This window comes from Pseudomonas sp. GW821-FHT11D10 (assembly GCF_058808435.1).
The window spans coordinates 17,976-43,688 of the sequence record NZ_JBXARR010000013.1; the positions used below are offsets into that span (position 1 = coordinate 17,976).

Annotated in this window: 23 protein-coding genes and 1 other RNA gene; 9 read left to right on the forward strand and 15 right to left on the reverse strand. The window is 58.9% G+C overall.

Going from position 1 to position 25,713, the window contains the following annotated elements; translation table 11 throughout:
- Positions 1 to 374: 374 nt before the first annotated feature.
- Positions 375 to 728, reverse strand: an RNA gene (rnpB, locus tag AC1RT4_RS27885) — RNase P RNA component class A.
- A gap of 73 nt (positions 729 to 801) precedes the next feature.
- Complete coding sequence (gene rsmI, locus AC1RT4_RS27890) at positions 802 to 1,707, reverse strand: 16S rRNA (cytidine(1402)-2'-O)-methyltransferase (RefSeq protein WP_080511027.1); 906 nt, start codon at positions 1,705 to 1,707, stop codon at positions 802 to 804.
- A gap of 177 nt (positions 1,708 to 1,884) precedes the next feature.
- Between rsmI and AC1RT4_RS27895 the strand changes: the two genes are divergently transcribed.
- From AC1RT4_RS27895 to AC1RT4_RS27910, 4 genes are all read left to right on the forward strand, one after another.
- On the forward strand, positions 1,885 to 3,696 hold the full coding sequence (locus tag AC1RT4_RS27895) for a penicillin-binding protein activator (RefSeq protein WP_064599306.1): 1,812 nt from the start codon (positions 1,885 to 1,887) through the stop codon (positions 3,694 to 3,696).
- A complete protein-coding gene (locus AC1RT4_RS27900) occupies positions 3,696 to 4,058 on the forward strand; it encodes a YraN family protein (RefSeq protein ID WP_493089322.1) in 363 nt (120 codons plus the stop codon). The genes AC1RT4_RS27895 and AC1RT4_RS27900 overlap by 1 nt, the downstream gene beginning before the upstream one ends.
- Before the next feature lie 102 nt (positions 4,059 to 4,160).
- Positions 4,161 to 4,754 (forward strand): phosphoheptose isomerase, encoded by a 594-nt coding sequence (locus AC1RT4_RS27905; RefSeq protein WP_007928463.1) that lies wholly within the window; start codon positions 4,161 to 4,163, stop codon positions 4,752 to 4,754.
- The gene (locus tag AC1RT4_RS27910) at positions 4,751 to 5,329 is read left to right on the forward strand and encodes a BON domain-containing protein (RefSeq protein WP_007956785.1); all 579 of its coding nucleotides are present in this window, start codon (positions 4,751 to 4,753) and stop codon (positions 5,327 to 5,329) included. Before AC1RT4_RS27905 ends, AC1RT4_RS27910 begins: the two co-directional genes overlap by 4 nt.
- Positions 5,330 to 5,382: 53 nt before the next feature.
- Here AC1RT4_RS27910 and AC1RT4_RS27915 read toward each other — a convergent pair whose 3' ends face one another.
- From AC1RT4_RS27915 to rplM, 7 genes are all read right to left on the reverse strand, one after another.
- A complete protein-coding gene (locus tag AC1RT4_RS27915; protein ID WP_493089325.1) occupies positions 5,383 to 5,796 on the reverse strand; it encodes a ClpXP protease specificity-enhancing factor in 414 nt (137 codons plus the stop codon).
- Between the two features lie 16 nt (positions 5,797 to 5,812).
- Positions 5,813 to 6,430 (reverse strand): glutathione S-transferase N-terminal domain-containing protein, encoded by a 618-nt coding sequence (locus tag AC1RT4_RS27920; RefSeq protein ID WP_011335872.1) that lies wholly within the window; start codon positions 6,428 to 6,430, stop codon positions 5,813 to 5,815.
- A 148-nt stretch (positions 6,431 to 6,578) separates the two neighbouring features.
- Positions 6,579 to 7,361: a cytochrome c1 gene (locus AC1RT4_RS27925; RefSeq protein WP_007956790.1), complete on the reverse strand. Its 783-nt coding sequence runs from the start codon at positions 7,359 to 7,361 to the stop codon at positions 6,579 to 6,581.
- On the reverse strand, positions 7,361 to 8,572 hold the full coding sequence (locus tag AC1RT4_RS27930; protein ID WP_007956792.1) for a cytochrome b: 1,212 nt from the start codon (positions 8,570 to 8,572) through the stop codon (positions 7,361 to 7,363). The genes AC1RT4_RS27925 and AC1RT4_RS27930 overlap by 1 nt, the downstream gene beginning before the upstream one ends.
- Entirely contained in the window at positions 8,572 to 9,165 is a 594-nt protein-coding gene (gene petA, locus AC1RT4_RS27935; RefSeq protein WP_007917031.1) for a ubiquinol-cytochrome c reductase iron-sulfur subunit, read from the reverse strand. The genes AC1RT4_RS27930 and petA overlap by 1 nt, the downstream gene beginning before the upstream one ends.
- 268 nt (positions 9,166 to 9,433) lie before the next feature.
- Positions 9,434 to 9,826 carry a 30S ribosomal protein S9 gene (rpsI, locus tag AC1RT4_RS27940; RefSeq protein WP_007956794.1) on the reverse strand — a complete coding sequence of 131 codons (393 nt, stop codon included), beginning with the start codon at positions 9,824 to 9,826 and terminating at the stop codon, positions 9,434 to 9,436.
- Between the two features lie 14 nt (positions 9,827 to 9,840).
- Positions 9,841 to 10,269: a 50S ribosomal protein L13 gene (rplM, locus tag AC1RT4_RS27945; RefSeq protein WP_003228062.1), complete on the reverse strand. Its 429-nt coding sequence runs from the start codon at positions 10,267 to 10,269 to the stop codon at positions 9,841 to 9,843.
- Positions 10,270 to 10,513: 244 nt separating this feature from the next.
- Here rplM and AC1RT4_RS27950 point away from each other — a divergent pair, with 244 nt between their 5' ends.
- The gene (locus tag AC1RT4_RS27950) at positions 10,514 to 11,554 is read left to right on the forward strand and encodes an NADP(H)-dependent aldo-keto reductase (protein ID WP_493089329.1); all 1,041 of its coding nucleotides are present in this window, start codon (positions 10,514 to 10,516) and stop codon (positions 11,552 to 11,554) included.
- Between the two features lie 57 nt (positions 11,555 to 11,611).
- On the opposite strand, the gene AC1RT4_RS27955 is transcribed toward AC1RT4_RS27950, so the two are convergent.
- Positions 11,612 to 12,748, reverse strand: a complete 1,137-nt coding sequence (locus AC1RT4_RS27955) for an acyl-CoA dehydrogenase family protein (protein WP_207983896.1) — start codon at positions 12,746 to 12,748, stop codon at positions 11,612 to 11,614.
- A 246-nt stretch (positions 12,749 to 12,994) separates the two neighbouring features.
- On the opposite strand from AC1RT4_RS27955, the gene AC1RT4_RS27960 reads away from it, so the two are divergent.
- The gene (locus AC1RT4_RS27960) at positions 12,995 to 13,891 is read left to right on the forward strand and encodes a GlxA family transcriptional regulator (protein ID WP_170929381.1); all 897 of its coding nucleotides are present in this window, start codon (positions 12,995 to 12,997) and stop codon (positions 13,889 to 13,891) included.
- Between the two features lie 62 nt (positions 13,892 to 13,953).
- On the opposite strand, the gene zapE is transcribed toward AC1RT4_RS27960, so the two are convergent.
- From zapE to AC1RT4_RS27975, 3 genes are all read right to left on the reverse strand, one after another.
- Positions 13,954 to 15,048 (reverse strand): cell division protein ZapE, encoded by a 1,095-nt coding sequence (gene zapE / locus AC1RT4_RS27965; protein ID WP_085606932.1) that lies wholly within the window; start codon positions 15,046 to 15,048, stop codon positions 13,954 to 13,956.
- Between the two features lie 90 nt (positions 15,049 to 15,138).
- Positions 15,139 to 16,494, reverse strand: a complete 1,356-nt coding sequence (locus AC1RT4_RS27970) for a tryptophan--tRNA ligase (RefSeq protein WP_493089332.1) — start codon at positions 16,492 to 16,494, stop codon at positions 15,139 to 15,141.
- Between the two features lie 24 nt (positions 16,495 to 16,518).
- Positions 16,519 to 17,148 carry an alpha/beta hydrolase gene (locus AC1RT4_RS27975; RefSeq protein WP_493089431.1) on the reverse strand — a complete coding sequence of 210 codons (630 nt, stop codon included), beginning with the start codon at positions 17,146 to 17,148 and terminating at the stop codon, positions 16,519 to 16,521.
- 144 nt (positions 17,149 to 17,292) lie between these two features.
- On the opposite strand from AC1RT4_RS27975, the gene AC1RT4_RS27980 reads away from it, so the two are divergent.
- Both AC1RT4_RS27980 and AC1RT4_RS27985 read left to right on the forward strand, forming a co-directional pair.
- A complete protein-coding gene (locus AC1RT4_RS27980; RefSeq protein WP_007956803.1) occupies positions 17,293 to 17,727 on the forward strand; it encodes a Z-ring associated ZapG family protein in 435 nt (144 codons plus the stop codon).
- Between the two features lie 377 nt (positions 17,728 to 18,104).
- On the forward strand, positions 18,105 to 19,118 hold the full coding sequence (locus tag AC1RT4_RS27985; RefSeq protein ID WP_493089334.1) for an acyltransferase family protein: 1,014 nt from the start codon (positions 18,105 to 18,107) through the stop codon (positions 19,116 to 19,118).
- A gap of 103 nt (positions 19,119 to 19,221) precedes the next feature.
- Here AC1RT4_RS27985 and AC1RT4_RS27990 read toward each other — a convergent pair whose 3' ends face one another.
- The gene (locus AC1RT4_RS27990) at positions 19,222 to 19,944 is read right to left on the reverse strand and encodes a YiaD family glycine zipper/OmpA-like lipoprotein (protein ID WP_085649201.1); all 723 of its coding nucleotides are present in this window, start codon (positions 19,942 to 19,944) and stop codon (positions 19,222 to 19,224) included.
- 114 nt (positions 19,945 to 20,058) lie between these two features.
- Positions 20,059 to 20,703: an MBL fold metallo-hydrolase gene (locus AC1RT4_RS27995; protein WP_493089337.1), complete on the reverse strand. Its 645-nt coding sequence runs from the start codon at positions 20,701 to 20,703 to the stop codon at positions 20,059 to 20,061.
- 209 nt (positions 20,704 to 20,912) lie between these two features.
- Between AC1RT4_RS27995 and AC1RT4_RS28000 the strand changes: the two genes are divergently transcribed.
- Positions 20,913 to 25,697 (forward strand): M10 family metallopeptidase C-terminal domain-containing protein, encoded by a 4,785-nt coding sequence (locus tag AC1RT4_RS28000; protein WP_493089339.1) that lies wholly within the window; start codon positions 20,913 to 20,915, stop codon positions 25,695 to 25,697.
- Positions 25,698 to 25,713 lie beyond the last annotated feature (16 nt).

Here is a 25,713-nt window from a genome sequence, read left to right on the forward strand (position 1 = left end):
TGAGCTCAAAAAACCCACTTCATGCCACTTTCCGCCACTTGCGCACACTATAGGAATGCGCCCACCACACCGTCAAGGCGCGGATTAAAGGAAAACCCTTACAGAACGGAGATTTAGGAGCATAAAAGGAGGAGCAACGAGAATCTGGCGGATGCTTTTATCCAATAACTTGAAGCAGCACTGAAAGCTGCGCTCGAAAGTTAAAGTAATTTGTTAAGAGTAAGATTTTTTCGGTATTACAAAAGCGCTTCTGCTGTTGATTGAAGCAAGGTGGGAAATGGCTATTACTGCGTTTGCCGCTGCCGGTTTCCAGCGCAGGCCTGCTGATAATAAACAGCCCTGTCGCCTTTAATTCAAGCAGGGAAAAGAAAAAGGTGGAGAGTCGATCTGTAAGCCGGGTTCTGTCTTGAACAGTCATTCGTCTACGATGGCCATCACTGGACATCTTTAGCAACCTACCCGGTCCCAGCGCGGGCCACGCCTTGGGACCCTATTTGGTCTTGCTCCAAGTGGGGTTTACCTAGCCACGAACTGTTGCCAGACGTGCGGTGCGCTCTTACCGCACCTTTTCACCCTTACCGGCGCCGAAGCGCTTAGGCGGTTATTTTCTGTGGCACTTTCCGTAGGCTCACGCCTCCCAGGCATTACCTGGCACTTCGCCCTATGGAGCCCGGACTTTCCTCCCCCCCCTAATTTTCATAGAGGGCAGCGACTGTCCGATCGACTCTCCGCCGCGCAGGTTAACGGCAGAGCGGCCGAAGAACAAGCGCTAATAGCCCGCAAACCGGTCTGCGCGACGGGTTACGCGTCTTTTTGCTGGTCCAGCGCCACCTGATACAGCACGTTTTTGCGCTCACCGGTGATTTGCGCCGCCAGAGCCGCCGCACGCTTGAGCGGCATCTCTTCCAGCAACAGATTGAGGATGCGCATCGCCTCGCTGCTGACGGCATCTTCAGATTCCGGCGCGGTCCAGCCCGCCACCACCACAACGCATTCGCCACGCTGCTGATTGCTGTCCGCCTCGACGAATGCCCGCAACTCGCTCAGCGGCAATCCCTTGAGTGTTTCAAAGGTCTTGGTGATTTCACGAGCGAGCAATGCAGGACGATCAGCGCCGAAAACCGCTTCCATATCCTGCAGGCATTCCAGAATGCGATGCGGCGCCTCATAGAAAATCAGCGTGCGCGGTTCTTCCTTGATAGCTTCCAGGCGCGCCTTGCGCCCTACGGCCTTGGCCGGCAAAAAGCCTTCGAAAATAAAACGGTCGGACGGCAGGCCTGCAGCCGACAACGCTGCGATCAACGCGCATGCACCCGGCACCGGCACCACATTGATCCCGGCGGCACGGGCCTGACGCACCAGGTGATAACCGGGGTCGGAAATCAGCGGTGTACCGGCATCGGAAATCAGTGCGACGTTGTCGCCCGCCAACAGGCGGGTAATGAAGCGACTGCCTTCATCCCGCTCGTTGTGTTCGTGACAGGCTGCCAGCGGCGTGGAGATGCCGAAGTGCTGCATCAGGCGCTGGGAGTGGCGCGTATCTTCGGCGGCGATCAGCGCCACCTCGCGCAGGATCTTCAACGCCCGGGCGCTGATGTCATCCAGGTTGCCGATGGGCGTCGCCACCACATAAAGCGAGCCCGCAGCGGAATTCAAAGGACCTGGAGCAGTCAAAGCGCACACCTCATGATCGGTAAAAACCGCCATTGTAGCGCGTCGTGCGCCGGACGATGCGTCCGGGTCGGACACGGTTTGTCGCACCATTGTGAGGCTGCGCACTCTTTGTATCAGCTAAATTGACGGTTTCACGCCAGTAACATCGCGCCCCGGCCAGTGCTTGGGTACAATTCGACGCTAATTTGATCGAGTATCAGGAACACTTACATGATCGCTTGCCTGCGGCTGTTCACTGCCCTCTGCCTCGCTGCCTTGCTGGCGGCTTGCGCCAGCTCCCCTTCCTCCAGCCTTGGCGAACTTCCACGGACTCCGGATGCCACCATCGAGCAACTGCTCGAACAGGCTGCCCAGGCCAAATCGCCGGACAAGGCTGCGCTGCTGCGCCTGAGTGCGGCAGACATGGCGTACCGCCAGGGCAATGCCGGACAGTCCGCGCAAATCCTGCAGCAAGTGCCGATGGAACAACTCCAGCCGGGCCAGCAGGCATTTGCCAGCACCCTGTCTGCCGAACTGGCCATGACCCGCAATCAGCCGAAAGCCGCGCTGACTGCCCTGAGCCACCCAAGCCTGCAACGCCTGAGCGAAATGTCCGTACCGCTGCAAGTTCGCGCCGGCACCGTTCACGCCCGCGCCCTTGAAGCCGACGGTCAGACCCTGGCCGCCGCCCGCGAGCGCATCTTCATTGCGCCGATGCTGGAAGGTGAAGCTGCCAGCAAGAACCACGAAGCGATCTGGACCCTGATTGCATCGCTGCCGGCCGATCAACTGCAAGCGAACACCACCGATGACCTCGGCGGCTGGATGAGCCTGGCCCTCGCGGTGAAAACCGCCGGCACCCTGGAGCAACAGCAAGCCGCCATCGACAACTGGCGCAACCAGCATCCAAAGCATCCAGCCGCAATCAACCTGCCGCTGCCCCTGACCAAACTCAAGGAACTGGCCAGCCAGCCCCTGAGCAAGATCGCCCTGCTCCTGCCACAGGATGGCCAACTGGCCTCGGTCGGCAAGGCCCTGCGTGACGGCTTCATGGCCGCGCACTATCAGGCTCAGCAAGCCGGCCAGAAACCACCGGCCATCGAGTTCTACGACAGCTCGAAACTGACCAACCTCGACGAGTTCTACCGCAAGGCCCAGGCCGATGGCGTGCAACTGGTCGTCGGTCCGCTGGAGAAGCCGCTGGTCAAACAGTTGAGCACTCGCCCGCAACTGCCGATCACCACCCTCGCCCTGAACTACAGCGAAGGCGATCAAGGCCCGGCGCAGCTGTTCCAGTTCGGTCTGGCCGCTGAAGACGAAGCCCGCGAAGTCTCCCGCCGCGCCCGTGCCGACGGCCTGCATCGCGCTGCCATCATGGTGCCGAAAGGCGAATGGGGCGACCGCGTCCTGCGCGCCTTCAGCCAGGACTGGCAAGCCAACGGCGGCAGCATTGTCGCCACCGAACGCGTCGACCAGCCGGTGCAACTGGCCCAGCAGATCGCCGACATGTTCCAGCTGCGTCAGAGCGAAGCCCGCGCCAAGAGCCTGCAGAATGCTGCCGGCACCAACGTAGCCGCCCAGCCTTCGCGTCGCCAGGACATCGAATTCATCTTCCTCGCCGCCACACCGCAGCAGGCGCAGCAGATCAAGCCGACCCTGAACTTCCAGTACGCCGGTGACGTGCCGGTCTATGCGACCTCCCACGTGTTCAGCGCCAGCGGCGACGTGAACCAGTACAACGACATGAACGGCGTGCGCTTCTGCGAAACCCCGTGGCTGCTGGAAACCAGCGATCCGCTGCGTCAGCAGGTCACCGCGCAATGGCCACAAGCCGCCGGCAGCCTCGGCCGTCTGTACGCGATGGGCGTCGACGCCTACCGCCTGGCGCCACGCCTGGATCAGCTCAAGGCATTGCCGGACAGCCGCATCGAAGGTCAGTCGGGCAGCCTGGGCATGACCCAGTCCCAGCGCGTCGTCCGTCAGTTGCCATGGGCGCAGTTCGTCAGCGGCCAGATCCAGCGCCTGCCGGACACTCCTCGCTGATGCCCGACAGGTCACACCTGCAAAGCGGTAAGGATGCCGAGCCCCAGGCGCTCGAGCATCTGCAACACCAGGGTCTGCGCCTGCTGGCGCAGAACTGGTTATGCAAACGCGGTGAGCTTGATCTGGTCATGCTTGATGGCGATACAGTAGTATTCGTCGAAGTCCGTTACCGAAAGAACACTCAATGGGGTGGCGCACTCGACAGCATCGATGGGCGCAAACGGCAGAAACTGATTTTCGCCGCACAGTATTTTCTTCAGCGCGAGTCGCGTTGGGCCAATTCCCCCTGCCGCTTCGACGTGGTGGCCATCGACAGCCACCAGGGTCAGCTGAACTGGTTGCAGAATGCGTTCGACAGTTGACCGCCTGCTCCGACCCGGACACTTTCACTCAACACTTTTGCTCTTTGCTTTGCGGGCTGCACATTCACGTGCCGGACAGCCGCGCTAATTAAGGTCACACAGATGGACATGCAATCCCGAATTCGCCAGCTTTTCCAGGCCAGCATCGACACCAAGCAACAGGCGATGGACGTACTTGCACCGCACATCGAGCAAGCCAGCCAGGTGATGGTCAACGCCCTGCTCAACGAGGGGAAAATGCTCTCTTGCGGTAACGGCGGCTCGGCCGGCGATGCCCAGCACTTCTCCTCGGAACTGCTCAACCGTTTCGAGCGTGAGCGCCCTAGCCTGCCGGCGATCGCGCTGACCACCGACAGCTCGACCATCACCTCGATCGCCAACGACTACAGCTACAACGAAGTGTTCTCCAAGCAGATCCGCGCACTCGGCCAGCCGGGTGACGTATTGCTGGCCATTTCGACCAGTGGCAACTCGGCGAACATTATTCAGGCGATCCAGGCCGCACATGATCGCGAAATGATTGTCGTAGCATTGACCGGACGCGATGGCGGCGGCATGGCTTCGCTGCTGCTGCCCGAAGACGTCGAGATTCGCGTACCGGCCAACGTCACCGCACGTATTCAGGAAGTCCACTTGCTGGCGATCCATTGCCTTTGTGATCTGATCGACAGCCAACTGTTCGGGAGTGAAGAATGACCCCTAATCGCCTTGGCCTTCTGGCCTTGACCCTGTGCCTCGGCATCAGCGGCTGCACCTCGGTGGTGAATGCCAGCCGTGAAGCGCCGATCGAAGACGACCGTGGCACCCGCACTTTCGGCAGCAAGATCGATGACTCGCTGATCGAAACCAAAGTCGGCGTCAACGTAGCCAAGGCCGATCCGGCCCTGGACAACGACTCGCACATCGTCGTCACCAGCTTCAATGGCGTCGTGCTACTGGCCGGCCAGACCCCGCGCGCAGACCTCAAGGAGAAGGCCGAGCAGGCCGCCGCCAACGTTCAGCGCGTGAAAAAGGTTCACAACGAACTGCAAGTGATCGCACCTTCTGGCTTCGTTGCCCGCCAGAACGACTCCTGGCTGACCACCAAGATCAAGACCCAGATGCTCGCCGATGCCAGCATTCCCGGCTCGCGCATCAAGGTCGTGACCGAGAACGGCATCGTCTATCTGCTGGGCCTGCTGACCAAACAGGAAGCCGCCCAGGCGACCAACCTGGTGCAGGGCGTTTCCGGCGTACAGAAGATTGTGAAGCTGTTCGAATACATCGACTGACCCGCAAAAACGCAGGCACAAAAAAGGCGATCCAACCGGATCGCCTTTTTTTATTACTTCACCACTTTCAGGCTTGGCCGGCCGCTTGGGCGCGGCGGCTCGCTGTCCGGTGGCGGAACATCGTCATCCTGTTCGATCTCGTCTTCGTCATCCATCGGCGACTCCAGATCGAACACCATGCCCTGACCGTTTTCCCGGGCATAGATCCCCAGGATTGCAGCAATCGGCACGTACAGACTGTGCGGGACGCCACCGAAGCGACCTTCGAAGGTCACAACGTCGTTGTCCATGTGAAAGTGCCGCACGGCACTCGGCGAAATGTTCAGGACAATCTGCCCGTCACTGGCAAATCCCTGTGGCACCTGCACCGCCGGGTATTCGGAATTGACCAGCATGTGCGGGGTGCAATCGTTATCCACAATCCACTCGTAGAGCGCGCGGACCAGATAAGGTCGACTGGAGTTCATAGCGGCTCCTTAAGCCTTAGCGCATGTCGCGTTCGACACCAGACAGACTCGCCTGGAATGCCTCACGCGCAAACTGACGCTCCATATAATCAAGCAGCGGCTTGGCCGGCCGCGGCAGTTCTATACCCAGAATCGGCAAACGCCAGAGTATTGGCAATAGGCAGCAATCCACCAGACTTTGTTCCTCACTGAGGAAAAACGGCTTGTCGGCAAACAGCGGCGACACGCCCGTCAGGCTTTCGCGCAATTCCTTGCGCGCCACGGCTCGGGCCGCTTCCTTGGTGCGCGAATCCAGAATCAGATCCACCAGACCACACCAGTCACGCTGAATGCGGTGAATCAGCAGACGGCTGTTGGCACGCGCCACCGGATACACAGGCATCAATGGCGGATGCGGGTAACGCTCATCCAGGTATTCCATCACCACGGTCGACTCCCACAACGCCAGGTCACGATCGACCAGCGTGGGCAGACTGCCGTAAGGGTTCACTTCAATCAGTTTAGGCGGCTGACGACCAGCCTCCACAAAAATGATTTCGGCGCTGACACCCTTCTCTGCAAGCACGATGCGCACTCGGTGGGAATAGTGGTCGGCGGGGTCGGAGTAACAGGCCAACCGATTGGTCACGCCCATGGCGATCCTCCTCGCTTGTTGAAATAGTCGGAGCCGGAAAAACGCGCGCGCCCAGAGGGCGCCTCCCGCAACAACTGGCGAACCAGGCGTTGCGTTTTCAGAGGCGCCCTTGGGCGCGCGCGATTAACAGCAATTGCTTGAAGCGTTATCAGTGCACGTCTTTCCAGTATTCACGCTTGAGCAGGTAGGCGAACACAAAGAAGAACGCCAGGTACAGCAAGACGTAAGTACCGATGCGCTGATGTTGCAGCTTAACCGGGTTAGCCGAGTAAGCCAGGAAGGTTACCAGATTCTTGACCTTCTCATCGAACTGCTCTTCGTTGAGGGTTCCGGTTTTCGGCACGATGGTCAGCTGATCGCACGCTTCATGAGTCAGAGGCGTACCGGTCAGCGGGTCATATTGCTTCTTGCCGTCTTCGACGATCTGTACCTGTTTGCAACCCACGACCTGACGACCTTGCAGGCCGACCAGCACGTTAGGCATGCCGACGTTCGGGAAGACCTTGTTGTTCACGCCCCATGGACGTGCAGGATCTTCGTAGAACGACTTCAGGTAACCGTAGAGCCAGTCGGTGCCGCGAACACGAGCCACCAGCGTCAGGTCCGGCGGCGCTGCGCCGAACCAGGTTTTGGCGTCGGCCGGCTGCATGCCGATGTTCATGTGATCGCCGATCTTGGCGCCGGTGAACACCAGTTTTTCCAGCATCAGTTCGTGCGGAACGCCGAGGTCATCGGCCACACGCTCGTAACGCTGGAACTTGGCACTGTGGCAACCCATGCAATAGTTGGCGAAAGTACGCGCACCATCCTGCAGGGCAGCCTTGTCGGAAACGTCGATGTCGACCTTTTCCAGTTCCGGACCACCGTGTTCGGCCGCGAAAGACAGCACTGGCAGAGCAGCAAAAATCAGAGCAAAAAATAACTTTTTCATCAGCCAGTCACCCTTTCCGGAACCGGTTTGGTCTTCTCGAGCCTGGTGTAGAACGGCATCAGAATGAAGTAGGCGAAGTACAGGAAGGTGCAGACCTGCGACAGCAGCGTACGGCCTGGCGTCGGGGCCAGAACGCCCAGAATGCCGAGAATCACGAACGAAATGCAGAACACCACCAGCCAGATCTTGCTCATCCAGCCTTTATAGCGCATCGACTTGACCGGGCTGCGGTCGAGCCACGGCAGGACGAACAGCACCGCAATCGCCGCACCCATGGCGATAACGCCCATGAGCTTGTCAGGGACCGCACGCAGGATTGCGTAGAACGGTGTGAAGTACCAGACCGGTGCAATGTGCTCAGGCGTCTTGAACGGGTTGGCCTGCTCGAAGTTAGGCTTTTCGAGGAAGTAGCCGCCCATTTCCGGGAAGAAGAACACAATGAAGCAGAAGATGAACAGGAACACCACGACGCCGACGATATCTTTCACGGTGTAGTACGGGTGGAAGGCGATGCCGTCCAGAGGGATACCGTTTTCGTCTTTGTGCTTCTTGATGTCCACGCCGTCCGGGTTGTTCGAACCCACTTCGTGCAGCGCCAGAATGTGCAGCACCACCAAGCCGAGAATCACGATCGGCAGCGCAACCACGTGCAGGGCGAAGAAGCGGTTCAGGGTGATCCCGGAAATCAGGTAGTCACCACGGATCCACTGGGTCAGGTCGTTGCCGATGACCGGGATCGCGCCGAACAGCGAGATGATCACCTGAGCACCCCAGTAGGACATCTGGCCCCACGGCAACAGGTAACCCATGAAGGCTTCGGCCATCAGCGCCAGGTAGATCAGCATGCCGAAGACCCACACCAGCTCACGCGGTTTCTGGTACGAACCGTAGAGCAGGCCACGGAACATGTGCAGATAGACCACGATGAAGAACGCCGAAGCGCCGGTGGAGTGCAGCAAACGCAGGATCGAACCGTACTCGACGTCGCGCATGATGTATTCGACGGAAGCGAACGCTTCTTCCGCCGACGGGGTGTAGCTCATGGTCAGCCAGACACCGGTGACGATCTGGTTGACCAGAACGAGCAGCGCCAGCGAGCCGAAGAAGTAGAAGAAGTTGAAGTTTTTTGGAGCGTAATACTTGCTGAGATGGTCTTCCCACATCTTGGTGGCGGGGAAGCGCGCATCAACCCAATCCATGAACTTGCTCATCACGCTTTCTCCGTATCGACGCCAATGACAATCAGGTCATCGGTCTCATAGGAATGCGGGGGTACTGGCAGGTTCAAAGGCGCAGGTTGCGACTTGTAGACGCGGCCAGCCAGATCGTAGTGGGAACCGTGGCAAGGGCAGAAATAGCCGCCTACCCAGTCTTTGCCCAGATCCGCGGGTGCCACTTCGGGACGGAAGGTCGGTGAGCAACCCAGGTGAGTGCAGATCCCGATCAGCAGGAGGATTTCCGGCTTGATCGAACGCACTTCAGGGTCGACATAAGTGGGTTGCGTGGAGTTTTTGGAGGTCGGATCGGAGAGCTGGCCCTCGATCTTCTTGAGATTCCCCAGGATTTCCTCGGTACGGCGGACAATGAACACCGGCTGGCCGCGCCATTCAGCAATCATCTGCTGCCCTGGCTCGATTTTGCTGACATTCACTTTCACCGGTGCTCCGGCAGCCTTCGCCTTGGCACTGGGAAACCATGACCCCACGAACGGGACCGCAGCCCCCACCGCTCCTGCAGCACCCACCACGGATGTGGCTGCTACCAAGAAGCGACGCCGGCCTGCATTCACGCCGTCATTGCTCATTCAGTCCTCTCCCATCAGCTTTGTGGCCTGTTAAATCAGGCGTCTACTAAATTGAAACTATGTACTTATAAAAATTTTGCCGAATGGTAATGAAAACCCCCAATTCTGACAAGGTAATTACCCGGAGGGCTGGCCCTCAAGCCTTGTAGTATAGGGGGTCTACGAATGTGGCAAGTTGTCACAGCGCAATTATTCAAGAAATCGCACGCATAAAAAAACGCCCGGTTCCGTGAGGAATCGGGCGTTCTTTTTGAACGTGGAAGCGAAATTAACGCTTCGAGTACTGCGGACGCTTACGCGCTTTACGCAGACCAACTTTCTTACGTTCAACTTCACGGGCGTCGCGAGTAACGAAGCCAGCTTTGCGCAGAGCGCTACGCAGGGTTTCGTCGTAGTCCATCAGAGCGCGAGTGATGCCGTGGCGGATTGCGCCAGCTTGACCACTTACACCACCACCGATGACGGTGACGTAGATGTCGAACTTCTCGACAGTCTCAGTCAGTTCCAGCGGCTGACGAACTACCATGCGGGCAGTTTCGCGACCGAAGAACGTGTCCAGGGAGCGGTTGTTGATGGAGATGTTACCAGTACCCGGACGCAGGAAAACGCGTGCGGTTGCGGTCTTGCGACGGCCAGTGCCGTAATTTTGAGTCGCCGACATAATGAACTATTCCGTTAAATCTTCAGTTCTTGGGGCTGCTGAGCAGTATGAGGGTGTGCAGCGCCCGCATAGACTTTCAGCTTACGGTACATGTCGCGACCCAGTGGGTTTTTAGGCAGCATGCCTTTAACCGCGGTCTCGATCACGCGCTCAGGGGCCTTGGCGATCAGCTTTTCAAAGTTGATCGACTTGATGCCGCCCGGGAAACCGGAGTGGGAGTAGTACATTTTGTCAGTGGTTTTAGCACCGGTAACACGGATCTGCTCAGCGTTGATTACGACGATGTAGTCGCCGGTGTCAACGTGAGGAGTGTACTCAGGCTTGTGCTTGCCACGCAGACGGCTCGCGATTTCGGTGGCCAGACGACCCAGGGTCTGACCAGCAGCGTCGACGACAAACCAGTCGCGCTTTACTGTTTCCGGTTTAGCAGTAAAAGTTTTCATTCTTTATAGCCTCAGGGGCCGCCTGTAAATAAGACGGCGGATCTTACTGAATAGTGCGTACTTTGACAAGTCAAAGGCAGCCGGATACAGACGCTTTCGGGGGCTCGGGTCGGCGCGTCCGTTCAACGGCAAGATTCTTCGGCGGCGGCGCATCACTTCCACTGCAGAAAGAGGTCGGCAATTATGCAGATTGCGAAAAAAATTTCAACCTGCTTTTATGCTTGTTTTGCCCAAGGAGCACCCGATGGACTATCGCCAGCTAGGCCGTACCGACCTGAACGTGAGTGCAATCTGCCTCGGCACCATGACCTGGGGCGAGCAAAACACTGAAGCTGAAGCCTTCGCCCAGATCGAGCGGGCAAAAGAGGCCGGGATCAATTTCCTCGACACCGCCGAGATGTACCCGGTGCCACCGAAAGCCGAAACCTACGCCACCACCGAGCGCTACATCGGCAATTACTTCAAGAGCCGTGGCGACCGCGCGGACTGGATCCTCGCCAGCAAGATCGCCGGCCCCGGCAACACCATCGACTACATCCGCGACAAGAACCTGCGCCACAACCGCCAGCACATCACCGAAGCCGTGGACGCCAGCCTCAAGCGCCTGCAGACCGACTACATCGATCTGTATCAATTGCACTGGCCGGAGCGCAGCACCAACTTTTTCGGACAGCTGGGCTACAAGCACCAGACCGAAGCCAACCTGACGCCCCTCGAAGACACCCTCGATGCACTTGATGAGCAAGTGAAGGCCGGAAAGATCCGCCACATCGGCCTGTCCAACGAGACCCCGTGGGGCACCATGCGCTTTCTCGCCCTGGCCGAAGCCCGTGGCTGGCCGCGCGCCGTGTCGATCCAGAACCCGTACAACCTGCTCAACCGCAGTTTCGAGATCGGCCTGGCGGAAATCGCCATCCGTGAACAATGCGGCCTGCTCGCCTATTCGCCGCTGGCGTTCGGTTTCCTGTCGGGCAAGTACGAAGGTGGGGCGCGTCCGCCAAAAGGTCGCCTGAGCCTCTACAGCCGCTTCAGCCGCTATTTCAACCCGCAATCGGAAGCGGCGTGCAGCCGTTACGTGGCACTGGCCCGTGAACACGGTCTGGATCCGGCACAAATGGCCCTGGCGTTTGTGAATCAGCAACCGTTCGTCACCAGCAACATCATCGGGGCGACGACGCTGGAGCAACTGGACAGCAACATCGCCAGCTACGAGCTGAAACTGTCGAGGGAAGTGCTGGAAGGGATCGAAGCGATTCACAAGGATCATCCGAACCCGGCGCCGTAATCCGAGACGATGATCGTTCCCACGTCGAACCGTCTGCGTGGGAACGATCACGCTGCATTACAGCGACCGCGCAATGATCTCCTTCATGATTTCATTGGTGCCGGCATAGATCCGCTGCACCCGCGCGTCCGCCCAGGCTCGCGCCACCGGGTATTCCCACATGAAACCGTAGCCGCCATGCAGCTGCACGCACTCGTCGAGCACCTTGCATTGCAGGTCGGTGCCCCAGTACTTGGCCATCGCCGCCGTCGGCACATCAAGCTTGCCTTGCAGATGCAACTCCAGGCAGCGGTCGACGAACACCCGGCCGATCTGAATCTCGGTGGCCATTTCCGCCAGTTTGAAGCGGGTATTCTGGAAGTCGGCAATCGACTTGCCGAACGCCTTGCGGTCGCGGGTGTAATCCAGCGTCCATTGCAGCGCCGCCTCGGCTGAGGCCAGACCGCCAATCGCCACGGTCAGACGCTCCTGCGGCAGCTCCTGCATCAGATAAGCAAACCCCGCCCCGGCCTGACCCAACAGGTTTTCCTTCGGAACGCGCACGTCCTGGAAGAACAATTCCGACGTGTCCTGAGCCTTCATTCCGACCTTTTCCAGGCGCTTGCCCTTGTCGAAGCCCGGCGTGTTCGCCTCCACCAGAAACAGGCTGGTGCCCTTGGCGCCGGCCTTGGGATCGGTCTTGGCGACGACGATCACCAGATCCGCCAGGAAGCCATTGGTGATAAAGGTTTTCGAACCGTTGATCACATATTCGTCGCCATCCAGCACCGCCGTGGTCTTGACTCCTTGCAGGTCGGAACCGGCGCCCGGTTCGGTCATGGCAATCGCGGTGACCATCTCGCCGGACACCAGCTTCGGCAGGTATTTCTGCTTCAGCGCCTCGCTCCCGTAATGCAGGATGTACGGCGCGACGATGTCCGAATGCAGCGAGAAGCCGATGCCAGTCAGACCCAGCCGCCCTACTTCTTCGATCACGACCGCGCTGTAAAGAAAGTCCGCCCCCAATCCGCCGTATTCCTCCGGCAGATGCGAGCAAAGCATCCCCGCCTCCCCCGCCTTGTTCCACAGTTTGCGGTCGATGTAGCCTTGTTTTTCCCATTGCCCATGGAACGGCACGGCCTCTTTTTCGAGGAATGTTCGTACGCTGTCGCGGAACAATTCGTGCTCGGAGCTGAACAAGGTTCTGGGAATCATGCGGCACCTTTTCTTTATTGTTGGAGGGATCAGACCTTCAGAGACTAAGCCTCGCTTCCGATACAGGACACTGGACACATCCGACAAAAAATAAGACGATCCAGCCGTCTGGTGACCACTTTCCCTTATAAAAACAAAAGTTGAATTATGTCCAAGCAAGTCTCCACGCCCTTGCGGCGCGTCAGCATCCTGGCGATCGACCGGGTTTTCGCTTCCACTCTCATGCAAGCCAAGGATTTCTTCCATCTGGCCAGCCTGCGTTACGGCAAACAACTGGGCCACGGCTTGACTCCGGCGTTCGAAACCCGGCTGGTCAGTCCCGACGGCAAACCGGTGAACAGTTTCAGTGACGTGGTCATGCCGGTGGACGGCGGCCTGGAAAACGCCGACGTCATCATCCTCCCGGCGTTCTGGGACGATTTCGATACGCTGTGCCAACGTTATCCACAGATCCTGCCGTGGCTGCGCGAACAGCACGCCCGGGGCGCCGTGCTCTGTGGCGAGGCCACCGGGGTGTTCTGGCTGGCCGAGGCCGGGTTGCTCAACGGCAAGGAAGCGACCACTTACTGGCGCTTCTTCAATGCCTTCGCCGAGCGCTTTCCGCAGGTCTATCTCAATCAGGACAAGCACCTGACCGACGCCGACAACCTGTATTGTGCCGGCGGCACCACCTCGGCCTGCGATCTCTACATTTACCTGATCGAGCGCTTCTGCGGCGCCAACGTGGCCCAGGCGGTGGCCCGCGACATTCTCTATGAAGTGCAACGCAGCTACGCCCCGGGACGCATTGGTTTCGGCGGCCAGAAACTGCACCAGGACGTGATCATCCTGCAGATCCAGCACTGGCTCGAAGAGCATTTCGCCGACAAGTTCCGCTTCGAAGACGTCGCCCGCGAGCACGGCATGAGCATCCGCAACTTCATGCGCCGCTTCCAGACCGCCACCGGCGACAAGCCGCTGCACTATCTGCAACGGCTGCGCATCGAGACCGCCAAGGGCTTGCTCTCCGGCAGTCGCAAGAGCATCAAGACCATCAGCTACGAAGTCGGCTACGACGATGCGAGCTTCTTCGCACGGCTGTTCCGCCAGCACACCGAACTGTCGCCGAACCAGTACCGGCAGCAGTTCCAGCAAGCTGCCTGACGATTCGACCAGACACAAAAAAGGGCCTGCATCTGCAGGCCCTTTTTGTTTGCCGAATCCGCTTAAGGCTTGTGTGCCCGGGACAGGAATTCGTGGGATTGCATCTCCAGCAGACGGCTGAGGGTACGCTGGAACTCGAACGTCAGGCGTCCGCCGGTGTACAGGTCTTTCAACTCGACTTCGGCAGAAATGATCAGCTTGACGTTACGGTCGTAGAACTCGTCGACCATGTTGATGAAGCGTCGGGCGATGTCGTCGGTGGTGACGCTCATCTGCTCCACGCCACTGAGCAGCACGGCGTGGAAGATCTTGCCCAGTTCGATGTAGTCGTTCTGGCTGCGCGGGCCGTCGCACAGTTCGCGGAAGTCGAACCAGGCCACGTCATCGCATGTGCGCAGAGCGCGGATTTCGCGGTTTTCGATGATCAGCACATCGTTTTCCACCGCCGCCGTGCATTCCGGCGTCAACGCGCGGAAGCTCTTGCGCAGGCTTTCGTGAGCGGCTTCGTCGAGCGGGAAGTGGAACAGCTCCGCTTGTTCGAGGTGGCGCAGACGGTAGTCGACGCCGCTGTCGACGTTGACGATCTCGGTGTTCTGCTTGATCAGCGCGATGGCCGGCAGAAAGCGCGCGCGTTGCAGGCCGTCCTTGTACAGGCCGTCCGGCACGATGTTCGAAGTAGCGACCAGGGTCACGCCGTTCTTGAACAGCTCTTCCATCAGCGTGCCGAGGATCATGGCGTCGGTGATGTCGGAAACGAAGAATTCATCGAAGCAGATGACCCGTGATTCCGTCGCGAAGCGCTTGGCGATGATGGTCAGCGGGTTTTTCTCGCCGCCGAGGGTTTTCATCTCTTCGTGCACGCGCTTCATGAAGCGGTGGAAGTGAGTGCGGGTCTTTTCCTTGAATGGCAGCGCTTCGAAGAAGGTGTCCACCAGGTAAGTCTTGCCGCGACCCACGCCGCCCCAGAAATACAGGCCCTTGACCGGCGTCTGATCCTTTTTGCCAAACAGCTTGCCCAGCAAACCCGGTTTGTTCTGCTCGGCCGCGATCAGATCGTCGTACAGGCGTTGCAGATGACGCACGGCAGTTTCCTGCGCCGCATCATGGAAGAAGTCCGGGCGTTTCAGATCAGCTTGATATCGTTCTAGGGGCGTCATAATTCGTTAGCAAGGCAACAAAAACGGGCCGTCACTGTAGCGATGGCCCGTGGGAATGGCAATCGGCCCTTGGTCGGGCCGGCCCGTTGATTATTCCGGAACCGGTGTCAGAGCGATCCGCAAGGCCTCGACCGCCGCATCCCGCGCTGCCACGTCGGCGAACGCCGGGCTGTCGCCGACGCACTCGCCTTCCAGCCAGACGCTGAAGCTCAGGTCTTCGCTGCGCACATCCAGCGCCTGACCCGACTGCAGCTGCTTGGTCACCTGACCGGCGGTTTTGCCGTCGGCGAAGTTGCGCGACAACAGCAATTGCTCGCCGTCGGCCGCCAGCAGACGGAAACGGAAGCTGCCGTCGCCTTCACGGAAGCTGACGAAACGTGCGGCTTTCGCGGCTTTCTTCTTGGTAGTCGCGGCCACCTGAACCTGATTGACGAAGGAACGCAGGCCAACCGCTTCGCGCAGCTCGTTGAGGAACGGCGTCGCCACCGCACGGGCCTTTTTGGCGCCGTGTTGCAGGATGTCTTCCAGATCTGCCGGGCGCTCGATCAACTGGTGATAACGCTCGCGGGACTCGCCCAGTTCGTTATCCAGCAATTGGAACAGACGGTTCTTCGCCTCGCCCCAACCCAGACCACCCAGCAGTTCGCTGCGGAACTCGTCGGCCTGCGCCGGCGTGGAGAACGCCTGGAACAGGGTGAACAGGTGCGAGTTGTCCGGATCCTTGGCTTCGCCCGGCGCGCGGGAGTCGGTGACGATCCGCGAGATTGCGTCCTTCATTTCCTTGGCGCTGGAGAACAACGGAATGGTGTTGTCGTAGCTCTTGGACATCTTGCGACCGTCCAGGCCCGGCAACGTGGCCACGCTTTCCTCGATCAGCGCTTCGGGCATGGTGAAGAACTCCTTGCCCTGGCCGAACAGGTGGTTGAAGCGCTGGCCGATGTCGCGGGCCATTTCCACGTGCTGGATCTGGTCGCGACCGACCGGCACCTTGTGCGCGTTGAACATCAGAATGTCCGCCGCCATCAGCACCGGATAGCTGTACAAGCCCATGGTGATGCCGGCATCCGGGTCTTCGCCGGTCTCGACGTTCTTGTCCACCGAGGCCTTGTAGGCGTGGGCGCGGTTGAGCAGGCCCTTGGCGGCAACGCAGGTCAGCAGCCAGGTCAGCTCGGGGATTTCCGGGATGTCGGACTGACGGTAGAAGGTCACGCGATCCACATCCAGGCCACCGGCCAGCCAGGTCGCGGCGATTTCCAGACGCGAGCGCTGAATGCGCAGCGGGTCATCGCACTTGATCAGGGCGTGATAGTCGGCCAGGAAGTAGAACGAGTCGGCATTGCTGTCGCGGCTGGCGAGAATCGCCGGGCGGATGGCGCCGGCGTAGTTGCCCAGGTGCGGGGTGCCGGTGGTGGTGATGCCGGTGAGGATGCGGGTACGGTTCGTCATGGGTAATCGCTTGTCAGACTGCAATCAATTCGAGAGACGCGGCAGGATCAGATCCTTGAGATCGGTCAGCTTGCCATGAAAAAAGTGTCCGCATTCTGCCACTTTCAGCAGCTCATGGGGGCGCTGGAGTTTGTCAGACCAGTCGTAGACCAGCTGCGGATCGATCACTTCGTCGGTTTCCGGCTGGATCACGGTCAACTCGCCCTGCTGCGGCAGTTGATCCTGATCGCCCAGACGCATCACCGCCGGCGCGACCATGAACAGATGCTTGAGCAGCACGCCTTGGGCTTCGAGACGGCCCCCGAGACTTGCTGCAACAAATCCGCCGAAGGAGAAACCGAACAGGGTCAGTGGCAGATCCGGGTGTTTTTCCAACAGCCAGGCGGCAGCGGCCTGTGCGTCATCGACCTCACCGGTGCCCATGTCATGGGAGCCTTCGCTGGCACCAACGCCACGATAGTTGAAGCGCAAGGTGATAAGACCCGCGTCGCGCGCGGTGCGCTGCAGGGTCGAGACGACCTTGTTGAGCATGGTGCCGCCCTGCACCGGGTTCGGGTGGCAGATCAATGCGATGCCGCGTGGCTGCTCATTGTCCAGATACAAAGACTCAAGTTGCCCCACCGGGCCATCAATCACTACAGGGGTTTCACGCATCAGCAAGGAAGGAACTCCGTGACCTCGAATCGGGTCGACTCGTCTAGCAAATTGTCTGTGCCAGTCTATTGCGAGTGAATCGCGGTATACAGCGCAGGTTCGAGCCGTTAACGTAAAGCAAAGCCGTTTATAGAGGAAGGACTCGTGGAACACTCGCTCTTAGTTTGGTTGTTACCGACTCTTGCCCTGGTTGTGGGTGTCGCCATTGGTTTCCTGATCGCTCGCGTTGCGCCGAACGCCGCGCCCAGCCGCACGCAGCGTCAACTGGATGATATTCAGGAACGTTTCGACAGTTATCAGAACGAAGTGGTGACCCACTTCAACAGCACCGCCAATCTGGTCAAGAAACTGACCCAGAGCTATCAGGAAGTGCAGGACCACCTCGCCGAGGGCGCCAACCGCCTGGCCCTGGACGAGCAGACCCGTCAACGCTTGCTCGCCTCGCTGCACGCCGACGCAGCACAGGCTCCGCGGGAACGCCTGACGCCACCACGGGATCAGGAACCGCCGCGTGACTACGCGCCGAAGACCCCGAACTCGCCGGGCATGCTTGATGAGCATTACGGCCTGAAGAAGTAATCGAGCAACACCACAAAACAAATTCGAACCGAAAAAAAAACCGACAAGCATTACGCTTGGCGGGTTTTTCGTTTTCAAGGGGGTGAGACCACTAAAATGCCGCCTCACCGCTCCACTATCGGACACGCAGCACATACCTGGATTACCTAACGCCGGGGTCCACACGCTATCATGCGCAAAAATTTGGATTCACCCTGAGACATGAATCCGATGCCTCGCCAATGCCACAGCCTCAGGGTGGCGCAGCAACCCGGGAATCACGCTCGCGACTGAGTTTTGCAATCAGTAACCATTTTTGAAGATGCTGCGGATATCGCTGGCAAGAAAGAAATATTCTCAATACGTCGCACACGGGTGCGCCAGAAAGGACAAGCAGAATGGCCGTGCCATCCCATCATAATAATTTCAATTTGCTGCGACTGGTGTTTGCAACGCTGGTTGTGTTTTCACACTCGTATGCCTTGCTGGGTTACGAGGAGCCGATTATATGGGGTCGGTCTCTTGGAAACCTTTCCGTTCATGGCTTTTTCGTCATTAGCGGATACCTGATTTGCCAGAGCTACCTGAGAAGCAACACTTTTGTTTCCTTTGCTGCAAACCGTGTGCTGCGCATATTGCCGGGACTGCTTGTCGCCATGTTTGCAACAGGGTTGATCGCCAGTCACTTCGGAGGGTTCAAAGAGAACCCCGTGCAGTACATTGCAAACGGCCCGGTCTGGACGCTGACCTGGGAAGTTGTATGTTATTTGATGCTTGCCGTACTCGGACTGCTGGGAACACTAAACCGTGACGGATTCTCGGTATTCTTCGCTGTGGCCTGGCTGCTCTATCTCTTGAACCTGTCCAGTGACAGTGCGCCTGTTCTGGTCATTGCCCCGCTGATCATGATGTTTCTGGCGGGAATGTTCATTGCGCTTGTTGAAGCCAGATTGAACTTCGGAAAACTCGCAGCGTGGTCTTGCGCCATTCTGGCCCTTCTCGCCTATCTGCCCCTGCCGCTGGCAATCTACGAATGGATTTCCAGCAACATTCCGTTTTTGTGGGGGCCAAAAGTATCCTTTGAGCAGTTTGTCCGGATTGGTTACATGGTGGCATTTCCCGCCTTCGTCATTTACCTCGGCAAACACACCAGACCTTTAATGAACTTGAAGAACGACATTTCCTATGGCGTTTACATTTATGGCTGGCCGATTGCACAGGCACTCGTTGCAATCGCAGCACAACACAGCGTCAAACTGAATGTTTTCAGCTACTTCCTGATTACGATGGTGGTTCTTGCCCCAGTGGCATTCGTGTCCTGGAAAGTCATTGAAAAACCATCCATGTCGCTGAAGAAGTGGTTTGATCGCCCACTGCCACAGGCAAAAAGCGTGGAAAAGACTTCGCCTTGAGAAGCACCGTGGACGCGCCTGCGTCATGATCCAATAGCTCTCACGCAGAGGCATTCAAAAAAAAACCGACAGCGAACTGTCGGTTTTTTTGTTCGGCCCTTTTTCAGTACTGCTGAACAGGCTGGCCCGGTTGTTGATACTGCTGGCCCGGGATCGCCTTGAGGTTGACCTCGACTCGGCGGTTCTGCGCCCGGCCGTTGACGTCACCGTTGCTGGCGATCGGGTTATCCGGGCCGGCACCGCGGGCGCTCAGGTTGGCACCGCTGACGCCTTGCGAAGTCAGGTAGGTCGCCACGCTCTGTGCACGACGCTGGGACAGGTCCATGTTGTGCTGGCGGCTGCCGGTGCTGTCGGTGTAACCGACGATCTCGATCTGGTTCTGGTTGAACTCTTTGAGCGAGTTGGCCAGGTTGTTCAGCGGCTGATAGAAGCTGGAAGCGATATTCGCCGAATCGGTGGCGAAGGTGATGTTGCCCGGCATGATCAGTTTGATCTGGTCGCCCTGACGCTGCACTTCAACCCCGGTGTTGGCCATGCTGGCCCGCAGTTTTTTCTCCTGCTGGTCAGCGTAGTAGCCGTAACCGGCGGCCGAGGCACCGACGACGGCTGCGCCGATCAGCGCACCCTTGCCGCGGTTGTTGTGGTCGATGGCGGCACCGGCCAGCGCGCCGGCCAGTGCACCGAGGCCACCGTACTTGGCGGTTTTGCTCATGCCCTGGGAGCCACCGTCGGCCTGACCCTGATTGTCATACGGGTTGGGCGAGGCGCAGCCGGACAATACGGCCACGGCAGTAGCGACAATAATCAAACGACGCGTGGTGAACATGGAGTGCTCCTACATTTTGCATTCTGTGGTGCAGCGGCCATTGGCAATTGGCCCGTGCGGGCGTTGGATCATGACAATGCACAAAAATTCCGCTGGGCACCCGTGACAAAATGTTTAGGCACGCACAAACGGGTTCTCGCGCATTTCATCCCCCAGACGCGTATCCGGACCATGCCCGGCCACAACGGTCGCGTCTTCATCCAGGGTGTACAGCCGCTGCTTGATCGATCGCACGATGGTCGCCTGATCGCCGCCCCACAAATCCGTGCGCCCTACCCCGCGACGAAACAGCGTGTCGCCGGCTATCAACAGCTTAGCCTCGGAAAACCAGAAGCTCATGGAACCTGGCGTATGCCCCGGCGTGTGCAGCGCAACGCCGCAGCCGCAGGCCAGCTCTTCATCGTCGCTCAACCAGCGATCCGGCGACGGCACCGGCGTGTACGGCACACCGAACATCTGGCATTGCATCTCGAGGTTGTCCCACAGGAACTGATCCTCTTTATGCAGGTGCAACGTGGCGCCGGTTTTCTCTTTCATCTGGCCGGAAGCCAGGAAGTGATCGAGGTGCGCGTGGGTGTGAATGATGCTGACCACTTTAAGACCGAGCGAATCGAGGCGAGCCATGATCAGGTCAGGATTACCGCCCGGATCGACAACGATGGCTTTTTTGGTGATCGGATCGCCGATGATCGTGCAGTTGCACTGCAGAGGACCGACAGGGAAGGTTTCGCGGATGAGCGTGGGAGCGGTGACGGTCATAAGAGATGAGGTTCCTGGACAAACGGCACTGAAACAGCCTCAGGATTCTACTGTAATCGCCGATACATTCCGCCAAGTCAGCAATTTGACGCCATTGATCCGAAAAATAGTGGCACAGTGATGTCAAACTCACTATGACTCGTGCAAAATCGCTTCTTTTTTGTAGCGGCCGCATCCAGGAAGGGCCGCAGAGCACTCAGGAAATCCGCATGCCCAGCCCGATTGGTTACTCCTATAGTTCGAATGTCGATCTCACCGGAAACGCGCAGATCGACAGTCTGTTGTTCGGTACCAAATGGATGAACAATCCGTTGAACCATACCGGCGCCATCACCAGCCTGACCTACAGCTTTCTTTCGATTGGCCAATCGAGTTTCGCTCGCAACTACAGCAGCAATAACGAATTCCTGAAGAGCTTTGAACTGACGGACGTACAAAAAACGGCCGTCCAGAGTGCCTTGAGCGCATGGAGCTCGGTCGCCAACGTCAAATTCATACAAGTCACCGAGACCTCCAGCAATGTCGGGGACCTGCGTTTTGGCGGCTATTCGAACATGCCAGATGGCACGGTGGCATGGGCGTACTTGCCCGACGATACTCCGCGCGCCGGAGACGTCTGGATCGGTCCGGAAACCGACAGTCTGGATCCGTCGAAAGGCTCCTACGACTACCTGACCTTCGTACACGAGATCGGTCACGCCCTTGGACTCAAGCATCCGTTCAGCATTGGCATCGGCAACTTCAACACCTTGCCCTATGCACTGGACGATGTTCGCTATACCGTCATGAGCTACAACGATGGTTATGCTTTCCAGCCCACCACGCCGATGATGCTGGACATTGCTGCCATGCAGACAATCTACGGCGCCAATACTCAATGGCAGGCAGGTAACAACACCTATAGCTGGGCGCCCGACCAATCTGTTTTCGAGACCATCTGGGATGCAGGCGGCAACGATACGATCGATGCCAGCAACCAGAAAACCGCCGTTATCCTGAACCTCAATGAAGGTCAGTTCAGCCAGATCGGCAAAGCGTTCCTCAAATACGACAACATGACCATGTTCAACCAGGGTCTGGCCATTGCTTATGGAACCCAGATCGAGAATGCGGTCGGCTCAGCGCAAAATGATGTACTTATCGGAAACGCGCTGGCCAACGTCCTTGACGGGCGTGGTGGGGCTGACACCATGAATGGCGGCGCCGGCAACGACACCTATGTTGTGGACAATATCGCCGACTCCGTCGTGGAAACCGGCAGCTCGCCCTGGGAGATCGACACAGTTCTCTCGTGGGTGGATTACAGCCTTGCAGCCAACGTTGAAAACCTGACGATGATGGGCACGGCCAACCTCACTGCCAATGGCAACGAGCTCAACAACGTTCTGACCGGCAACGCCGGGAATAACGTGCTGAATGGTGGTGCCGGCGCAGACGTGCTCATCGGTGGCCTGGGTAACGACACCTACCTGGTCGAAAATCCCGGTGACACCATCATCGAAACGAGCACCTCTCCAACGGAGATCGATACTGTCCTGTCGGCAGTAAGCTGGACGCTGGGGGCGAATCTCGAGAACCTTACCCTGCTCGGCGCCGCCCACCTGGCCGGTGTCGGCAACGCCCTCAACAACACCCTGATCGGCAACGCAGGCAACAACGTGCTCGATGGTCTGGGCGGTGCGGACACCCTGAGCGGCGGCGCGGGCAACGACACCTACATCGTCGATAACGCCGGTGATGTGGTGATCGAAAACAACGCTTCGCCAAGCGAAGTCGACACCGTGCTCTCCTGGATCAACTACAGCCTGGGCGCCAACGTCGAGAACCTGACTCTGCTGGGTGGCGACAACCTCAACGCCACCGGTAACGCCGGCAACAACGTGCTGACCGGCAACACCGGCAACAATGTGCTCAACGGTGGCCTCGGCGCGGACGTCATGAACGGCGGAGCCGGCAATGACACTTACGTCGTCGACAATGCCCTGGACGTGATCATTGAAACCGGCACCAGCGCCAGCGAAATCGACACCGTGCAGACCTCGGTCAGCTGGACGCTGGGCGCCAACCTGGAAAACCTCACCCTGCTCGGCAGCGCCAACCTGGCCGGTGTCGGAAACGCCCTCGGCAACACCCTGATCGGTAACGCCGGCGACAACGTGCTCGACGGTCTGGGCGGTGCGGACATCATGAACGGTGGTGCCGGCAACGACACTTACATCGTCGACAACGCCGCCGACACCATCATCGAAACCAATGCCTCGCCGACCGAGGTCGACACTGTCTGGTCGTGGATCAGCTATGGCCTGGGCAACAACGTCGAAAACCTGACCATGCTCGGCAGCGACAGCCTCAGCGCTGTCGGCAACGCCCTCAACAACACCCTGATCGGCAACGCCGGCAACAACGTGCTCGATGGTCTGGGCGGCGCCGACACCCTGAGCGGCGGCGCGGGCAATGACACCTACATCGTCGATAACGCCGGTGATGTGGTGATCGAAAACAACGCTTCGCCAAGCGAAGTCGACACCGTGCTCTCCTGGATCAACTACAGCCTGGGCGCCAACGTCGAGAACCTGACTCTGCTGGGTGGTGACAACCTCAACGCCACCGGTAACGCCGGCAACAACGTGCTGACCGGCAACACCGGCAACAATGTGCTCAACGGTGGCCTCGGCGCGGACGTCATGAACGGCGGCGCCGGCAATGACACTTACGTCGTCGACAATGCCCTGGACGTGATCATTGAAACCGGCACCAGCGCCAGCGAAATCGACACCGTGCAGACCTCGGTCAGCTGGACGCTGGGCGCCAACCTGGAAAACCTCACCCTGCTCGGCAGCGCCAACCTGGCCGGTGTCGGAAACGCCCTCGGCAACACCCTGATCGGTAACGCTGGCGACAACGTGCTCGACGGTCTGGGCGGTGCGGACATCATGAACGGTGGTGCCGGCAACGACACTTACATCGTCGACAACGCCGCCGACACCATCATCGAAACCAATGCCTCGCCGACCGAGGTCGACACTGTCTGGTCGTGGATCAGCTATGGCCTGGGCAACAACGTCGAAAACCTGACCATGCTCGGCAGCGACAGCCTCAGCGCTGTCGGCAACGCCCTCAACAACACCCTGATCGGCAACGCCGGCAACAACGTGCTCGATGGTCTGGGCGGCGCCGACACCCTGAGCGGCGGCGCGGGCAATGACACCTACATCGTCGATAACGCCGGTGATGTGGTGATCGAAAACAACGCTTCGCCAAGCGAAGTCGACACTGTGCTCTCCTGGATCAATTACAGCCTGGGCGCCAACGTCGAGAACCTGACTCTGCTGGGTGGCGATAACCTCAACGCCACCGGTAACGCCGGCAACAACGTGCTGACCGGCAACACCGGCAACAATGTGCTCAACGGTGGCCTCGGCGCGGACGTCATGAACGGCGGCGCCGGCAATGACACTTACATCGTCGACAACGCCCTGGACGTGGTCATTGAAGCCGGCACCAGCGCCAGCGAAATCGACACCGTACAGTCGTCGATCAGCTGGACACTGGGCGCCAACCTGGAAAACCTCACCCTGCTCGGCAGCGCCAACCTGGCCGGCGTCGGAAACGCCCTCGGCAACACCCTGATCGGTAACGCTGGCGACAACGTGCTCGATGGTCTGGGCGGTGCGGACATCATGAACGGTGGTGCCGGCAACGACACTTACATCGTCGACAACGCCGCCGACACCATCATCGAAACCAATGCCTCGCAGACCGAGATCGACACCGTCCTGTCCTGGATCAGCTATGGCCTGAGCAGCAACGTCGAAAACCTGACCATGCTCGGCAGCGACAGCCTCAGCGCCGTAGGCAACGCCCTCAACAACACCTTGATCGGCAACGCCGGCAATAACGTGCTCGATGGTCTGGGCGGCGCTGACACCCTGAGCGGCGGCGCCGGCAACGACACGTACATCGTGGACAACGTCGGTGACGTGGTGATCGAAAACAACGCTTCGCCAAGCGAAGTCGACACCGTGCTTTCCTGGATCAACTACAGCCTGGGCGCCAACGTCGAGAACCTGACCCTGCTGGGTGGCGACAACCTCAACGCCGCTGGCAACGCCTTGAATAACGTGTTGATCGGCAATGCCGGCAACAACGTGCTCAATGGTGGCCTCGGCGCGGACGTCATGAACGGCGGCGCCGGCAACGACACTTACATCGTCGACAACGCCCTGGACGTGGTCATTGAAGCCGGCACCAGCGCCAGCGAAGTCGACACCGTGCAGTCCTCGGTCAGCTGGACGCTGGGCGCCAATCTGGAAAATCTCATCCTGGTCGGTAGCGCCAACCTGGCCGGTGTCGGCAACGCCCTCGACAACACCTTGATCGGCAACGCCGGCGACAACGTGCTCGACGGTCTGGGCGGTGCGGACATCATGAACGGCGGTGCCGGCAACGACACTTACCTGGTAGACAATGTCGGTGACGTCGTGATCGAGACCGGTACTTCCGCCAATGAAATCGATACTGTCATGTCGTGGATCAGCTACAGCCTGAGTGCCAACGTAGAAAACCTGCTGTTGCTGGGCGGAGGCAATTTCAGCGGCACCGGCAATGCCCTCAAGAACAATCTGGTAGGGAATGCCGGCAATAACATCCTTGATGGCGGAGCCGGGGCCGACCTGTTGACCGGCGGAGCCGGCGCCGACACCTTCGTGTTCTCGGCAGTCAATGAGATGGGAATCGGTGCCAACCGTGATGTCATCACTGACTTCAGCAGCCTGCAGGGCGACAAGATCGACCTGAGCAAATTCGACGCCAACCTGCTGAGTGCCGGTTTCAACGGCTTCAGTTTCATCGGCGCGAATGACTTCACCGGCGCAGGTCAGTTACGCTTTGTCGATCACGTACTCTCGGGCAACGTCAGCGGCAATGCCGGCGCGGACTTTGAAATCCAGCTGGTGGGTGTGAACAGTTTCAGTGCCAATGATCTGGTGGCCTGATCTGCGAACATGACCT

What these genes read in the sequence shown, in the direction of transcription:
- AC1RT4_RS27950 (WP_493089329.1), top strand. Translation starts at nt 10,514, where the DNA reads ATGGACTATCGCCAGCTAGGCCGTACCGACCTGAACGTGAGTGCAATC.
- AC1RT4_RS27905 (WP_007928463.1), top strand. Translation starts at nt 4,161, where the DNA reads ATGGACATGCAATCCCGAATTCGCCAGCTTTTCCAGGCCAGCATCGAC.
- AC1RT4_RS27970 (WP_493089332.1), bottom strand. Translation starts at nt 16,494, where the DNA reads ATGACGAACCGTACCCGCATCCTCACCGGCATCACCACCACCGGCACC.
- AC1RT4_RS27975 (WP_493089431.1), bottom strand. Translation starts at nt 17,148, where the DNA reads ATGCGTGAAACCCCTGTAGTGATTGATGGCCCGGTGGGGCAACTTGAG.
- AC1RT4_RS27895 (WP_064599306.1), top strand. Translation starts at nt 1,885, where the DNA reads ATGATCGCTTGCCTGCGGCTGTTCACTGCCCTCTGCCTCGCTGCCTTG.
- AC1RT4_RS28000 (WP_493089339.1), top strand. Translation starts at nt 20,913, where the DNA reads ATGCCCAGCCCGATTGGTTACTCCTATAGTTCGAATGTCGATCTCACC.
- petA (WP_007917031.1), bottom strand. Translation starts at nt 9,165, where the DNA reads ATGAGCAATGACGGCGTGAATGCAGGCCGGCGTCGCTTCTTGGTAGCA.
- AC1RT4_RS27925 (WP_007956790.1), bottom strand. Translation starts at nt 7,361, where the DNA reads ATGAAAAAGTTATTTTTTGCTCTGATTTTTGCTGCTCTGCCAGTGCTG.
- AC1RT4_RS27915 (WP_493089325.1), bottom strand. Translation starts at nt 5,796, where the DNA reads ATGAACTCCAGTCGACCTTATCTGGTCCGCGCGCTCTACGAGTGGATT.
- AC1RT4_RS27990 (WP_085649201.1), bottom strand. Translation starts at nt 19,944, where the DNA reads ATGTTCACCACGCGTCGTTTGATTATTGTCGCTACTGCCGTGGCCGTA.
- AC1RT4_RS27995 (WP_493089337.1), bottom strand. Translation starts at nt 20,703, where the DNA reads ATGACCGTCACCGCTCCCACGCTCATCCGCGAAACCTTCCCTGTCGGT.
- zapE (WP_085606932.1), bottom strand. Translation starts at nt 15,048, where the DNA reads ATGACGCCCCTAGAACGATATCAAGCTGATCTGAAACGCCCGGACTTC.
- AC1RT4_RS27930 (WP_007956792.1), bottom strand. Translation starts at nt 8,572, where the DNA reads ATGAGCAAGTTCATGGATTGGGTTGATGCGCGCTTCCCCGCCACCAAG.
- AC1RT4_RS27910 (WP_007956785.1), top strand. Translation starts at nt 4,751, where the DNA reads ATGACCCCTAATCGCCTTGGCCTTCTGGCCTTGACCCTGTGCCTCGGC.
- AC1RT4_RS27985 (WP_493089334.1), top strand. Translation starts at nt 18,105, where the DNA reads ATGGCCGTGCCATCCCATCATAATAATTTCAATTTGCTGCGACTGGTG.
- rplM (WP_003228062.1), bottom strand. Translation starts at nt 10,269, where the DNA reads ATGAAAACTTTTACTGCTAAACCGGAAACAGTAAAGCGCGACTGGTTT.
- AC1RT4_RS27955 (WP_207983896.1), bottom strand. Translation starts at nt 12,748, where the DNA reads ATGATTCCCAGAACCTTGTTCAGCTCCGAGCACGAATTGTTCCGCGAC.
- rpsI (WP_007956794.1), bottom strand. Translation starts at nt 9,826, where the DNA reads ATGTCGGCGACTCAAAATTACGGCACTGGCCGTCGCAAGACCGCAACC.
- AC1RT4_RS27920 (WP_011335872.1), bottom strand. Translation starts at nt 6,430, where the DNA reads ATGGGCGTGACCAATCGGTTGGCCTGTTACTCCGACCCCGCCGACCAC.
- AC1RT4_RS27900 (WP_493089322.1), top strand. Translation starts at nt 3,696, where the DNA reads ATGCCCGACAGGTCACACCTGCAAAGCGGTAAGGATGCCGAGCCCCAG.
- rsmI (WP_080511027.1), bottom strand. Translation starts at nt 1,707, where the DNA reads ATGGCGGTTTTTACCGATCATGAGGTGTGCGCTTTGACTGCTCCAGGT.